The sequence below is a fragment of the Gammaproteobacteria bacterium genome, assembly GCA_022450155.1.
Classification (GTDB): domain Bacteria; phylum Pseudomonadota; class Gammaproteobacteria; order Arenicellales; family UBA868; genus REDSEA-S09-B13.
The window spans coordinates 1-4170 of sequence record JAKUQR010000061.1; the positions used below are offsets into that span (position 1 = coordinate 1).

Annotated in this window: 5 protein-coding genes; 4 read left to right on the plus strand and 1 reads right to left on the minus strand. The window is 53.6% G+C overall.

The window, feature by feature from the left end; genetic code table 11:
* Window positions 1-109: 109 nt before the first annotated feature.
* Window positions 110-1303: a cytochrome P450 gene (locus tag MK323_15130; protein ID MCH2483477.1), complete on the plus strand. Its 1194-nt coding sequence runs from the start codon at window positions 110-112 to the stop codon at window positions 1301-1303.
* A gap of 30 nt (window positions 1304-1333) precedes the next feature.
* On the opposite strand, the gene MK323_15135 is transcribed toward MK323_15130, so the two are convergent.
* Window positions 1334-2455, minus strand: coding sequence for a homogentisate 1,2-dioxygenase (locus MK323_15135; protein ID MCH2483478.1), 1122 nt, complete (start codon window positions 2453-2455; stop codon window positions 1334-1336).
* Window positions 2456-2791: 336 nt separating this feature from the next.
* On the opposite strand from MK323_15135, the gene MK323_15140 reads away from it, so the two are divergent.
* The 3 genes from MK323_15140 to MK323_15150 all read left to right on the plus strand — a co-directional run.
* On the plus strand, window positions 2792-3022 hold the full coding sequence (locus MK323_15140) for a hypothetical protein (GenBank protein ID MCH2483479.1): 231 nt from the start codon (window positions 2792-2794) through the stop codon (window positions 3020-3022).
* Window positions 3023-3168: 146 nt separating this feature from the next.
* A complete protein-coding gene (locus MK323_15145; GenBank protein MCH2483480.1) occupies window positions 3169-3714 on the plus strand; it encodes a VOC family protein in 546 nt (181 codons plus the stop codon).
* Window positions 3715-3824: 110 nt separating this feature from the next.
* Window positions 3825-4170: hypothetical protein (locus MK323_15150; protein ID MCH2483481.1), on the plus strand; the 346-nt coding region annotated here is incomplete at its 3' end.

Consider the following 4170-nt stretch of genomic DNA (forward strand, 5'->3'; position numbering starts at 1 on the left):
GCAGAAAACCATCCGCTGACGACGGGTGCTACACTGACTGGAATTACACTCAATTCATATCGTCATGCCGGCAGATCCAAAGAACCTAATCGAACCCAGTACTGATGCAGTGGCTCGGTTTAGGCTGATAGATCCGCCAGCTGGGTTTGTTGACGATCCCTATCCCTGGTACGCACAGCTGCGACGCGACAGCCCGGTTCATCGGTTAAGTGAGCGGTCTTATTTTCTGTCTCGCTACGATGACGTGATGGCCGCCTATCGCGACCCACGTACCAGCTCGGACAAGAAAGCCGAGTTCACGCCCAAATTTGGCGACAGTCCTCTGCTCGAACACCACACCACGAGCTTGGTCTTCAACGATCCACCTCTGCATACCCGCGTACGCCGGCTGATCATGGGCGCATTGAATCAGAGAGCCATCAAGAAAATGGAACAGGGTCTGATTCAGCTGATCGACGAACTGCTCGACGACATTGAGGACCAGAATTCGGCAGACATGATCGGCGATTTCTCAGCTCGGATTCCCATCGAGGTGATCGGCAACCTTCTAGATATGCCACGTGATGAACGGGCGCCACTTCGGGGCTGGTCGCTGGCGATTCTGTCCGCGCTCGAACCGGGTCCGGAACCACAGGTTTTGGAAACCGGCAACCAGGCGGTAATCGATTTCACAGACTATCTAAGTCGGCTGGTCCACGACCGACGGCAGACTCCGGGAGATCCTGCAGTGGATGTTCTGACTCGTCTGATTCAGGGCGAGAAGGACGGAGAAAAGCTGACCGAAGCCGAACTGCTGCACAACTGCATTTTTCTCCTGAATGCCGGACACGAAACCACCACCAACCTGATCGGTAACGGACTTCATGCGCTGATCAGTCACCGGGACCAGCTAGAGCGTCTTGCTGCCGAACCCGCGCTTGCCGACTGTGCAGTCGAGGAACTGCTTCGTTTTGAGAGCCCCCTACAGCTGAATAACCGACTGACAACTGAGCCCATGACCATCGGTGAAACAACAATTCCTGCGGGCACCTTTCTGACGCTCGGCATCGGCGCAGCCAACCGGGATCCTGATCAGTTCGAGCAGCCTGAGCACCTCGACATCGGCCGATCACCCAACAATCATGTGGCCTTTGGTCAGGGTCGCCATGCCTGTTCCGGGATGAACGTGGCGCGGCTCGAAGGCCGAATCGCGTTTAGCGCGCTGGCGAGGCGCTTCCCTTCTATCGACCTGAGCGGCAAGCCGGAGCGGGATCCACGGATACGTTTTCGCGGTTTTCGGCGCCTACCTGTGGTAATGAACTGACATCGGGCTAGGCGCGACACCTCAGTCGCGTCACCCTTTCCAGCTGTCTACATAACCGCGCCATTCGACCCCTTCATGAAGATCATGGGTATGGAGGGGATCCCGTGTGTCAACCATGACGGCAACCTCGTCAGTCTCTTTTCGAGCGTAGGCCATAGCCGTGCGATAGGCTTCCGGATGCGGACCGTGTGGAAACCCTGCGGGATGGTAAGTGCACATTCCGGGCTTCATGTGATCTCGACTGAAAAACTGGCCCTGGTGATAAAAAATGAACTCGTCGTAATCATTATTGGAATGATAGTACGGCAGCTTCAGGGCCCCGGGATCGCTCTCGATCGGTCGTGGACAGAAGGTACAGATGACCAGCCGGTCGGCAAGCCAGGTCGTGTGGGCTGACGGTGCAACGTGATAACGAGCACTCATAAGCGGTCGAATGTCGCGCCAGTTTAGTCGCTGCACCGACAGGTCCCCGTGCCAGCCAACGGCATCCAGGGGATTGAATGGGTAAGTCACAGTCGTCATGGTGTTCTGCCGCTTGATGCTGACCGCAGTTTCATGTTCACCGTATTGCGCCTGGAATGCCTCATCGATCCGGGGGTGATCCAGAATCGCAGGATCAAATATCGCGTGTTGACCTACGGGCCCTTTGTTCGGTAGACCGAACGCCCCGCCAGTGGCTTCGATCATGAGTATCACCGCCAACTCATCACACTCCAGACGCCACATCGTGGAACGTGGAATCAGCAGGAAGTCTCCGTGAGTAAATTCCAGGTGACCATAGTCACAGTACAGATGTCCCGAGCCCTCGTGCACAAACAACACCTGATCACCATCAGCATTGCTCGCCAGAGAGTTCATGTTGCCCCTGGTCATCCACATGCGAATCTGTGCAGCACCATTGGACAGCACCAGCGGCGCCTGCCAGGGGTTATCCAGCGGGGCATTCAACTGTGTCAGGTCATACGCTCGGGGTTGACTTGGCCCGTCGAATGAAGTCCACCCTGTTGGCGGATGGGCATGGTGGATCTGGCTGGCCGGGCCGAAGAACCCTTCGCGCCCGATCTCCCGCTCATAGGTCCCTTCCGGCAGGTCGCAATGGGCTTGTCGGCTCGCAACTCCTTCAACCCACACGGGGGGAATTCGATTTTTCATCTACGCTTTCTCCTCCACAATATTATGCCTTTATCCTCGGTGTGGGACATATATCCCAGCGCAACCTGCACGCGAACCTTGACAACTGTTTAGTTTCAGCAAACCATACGCAGCCAATGGTAGTGTTTACAGACATTTTTTATGCCTAAACACTACTATCGCTGCTGTCCAATTAACTTAAAAAAGTGTAAACCGAGAGGAGACAGATTGTTGAGGATGTAGAACTGTAGGTTCTCAACCCCGAGTTCAAAGCAAATCCCAGGGTCTACTACAAAAATTCTAGACAACTTCACCAAATGTTTTATCGGCGGCACACTTGTTATCAGCAACGATGGTGTGAGGGACGCTGCGGTCGGCGTAGAAATTGAACTCACTCGGGACGGTACGACACTGCAGAGTGGTGAATCTAATGAATACGGCGATTTTAAATTCAGCGGTCTGAACAGCAACAGCGGCAGTTACACACTGCAGTTTCACAGCAGCGAGCACGGCGACTTTGAAATCACCACAGACCTTGTACAAAGTACCTACCTGGGTACACTTACTTTGCCGAGCCCTTCCAACTGACGCTCTGTGGTTGTCAGAGCATAAGAGGTGTGGGAATATCTGTAGCCATAAATTCAGACCTGGACCACCTGCAACCTAACGCAACTTAATGCCTAGTGATCAGCAGTACTACTATGATCACCCTCAATTTCAACAGGTAAATCACCATGTCTACACAACCCAGACCACGAATCGGACACATCGGACTCAGTATCCGGGATGCTGATGTAATGAAAGACTTTTACACGCAGGTCATGGGCTTCACCGTCACCGACCACGGACCGCATCCTATCAATTCCTGCCCGATGTTGTTTTTGTCCACGAACCCAGAAGAACATCATGAGATAGTACTCATCGGCGGCAGACCGGATGATGCCGACTACAGTGCTGCTCAGCAACTTTCATTCCTACTTGAAAGCCTTGATGAACTTCGTGCAATGAGAGATCGATTGGTAACCGCTGGCGTGGACATCAACCGCTACGCCTGCCACGGCAACGCATGGTCCATCTACTTCTCCGACCCTGAAGGCAACTACCTCGAACTTTATGTACACACCCCCTGGTATGTACCACAACCCTACGGGGACGACTTTGATCTGGATGAATCGAACGACGAGATCATGCGCAGAACGGAAGCACTGTGCCGGAAAGATTCGGGATTCATGATGGAAACTGATCGGAAAGTCAAAGCCCGAGAGACAATGCTGAACTAACCTCTGCTCCAGCGACCCAGGATAGATCCCCCGGCCACCAATCCGTCTGATACCTTAGCTGTAGGATCCTGACATCAATAGGTAATTCGGCACCTGCCGAGGAACATTTTATGTCACAGACGTGTCAACCGATTCGGGTTCATTCACCACATCCGCTCGACCCACTAAGTAGCGAAGAACTCACTCACGCAGTCGAGATCATCCGCGAACAAGCACAACTCGATTCACGGGCACTGTTTGAGCAGGTACGTCTCAGGGAACCTGAAAAATCGCTTGTTCACAAATTTGTAGATGGCAATAACATCGAGCGAGAAGCTTTTGCAGTTATTCTCGACCGCAATGCTGACAAGGTGTACGAAGCGGTCGTTCGTCTAAATGACGCTACGCTGCAATCCTATACATGGGTGCCGGGGGTTCGCGTGTGCACACTGGCCGAAGAAAACGCTGAGATGCAGG

What these genes read in the sequence shown, in the direction of transcription:
- MK323_15135 (MCH2483478.1), bottom strand. Translation starts at nt 2,455, where the DNA reads ATGAAAAATCGAATTCCCCCCGTGTGGGTTGAAGGAGTTGCGAGCCGA.
- MK323_15145 (MCH2483480.1), top strand. Translation starts at nt 3,169, where the DNA reads ATGTCTACACAACCCAGACCACGAATCGGACACATCGGACTCAGTATC.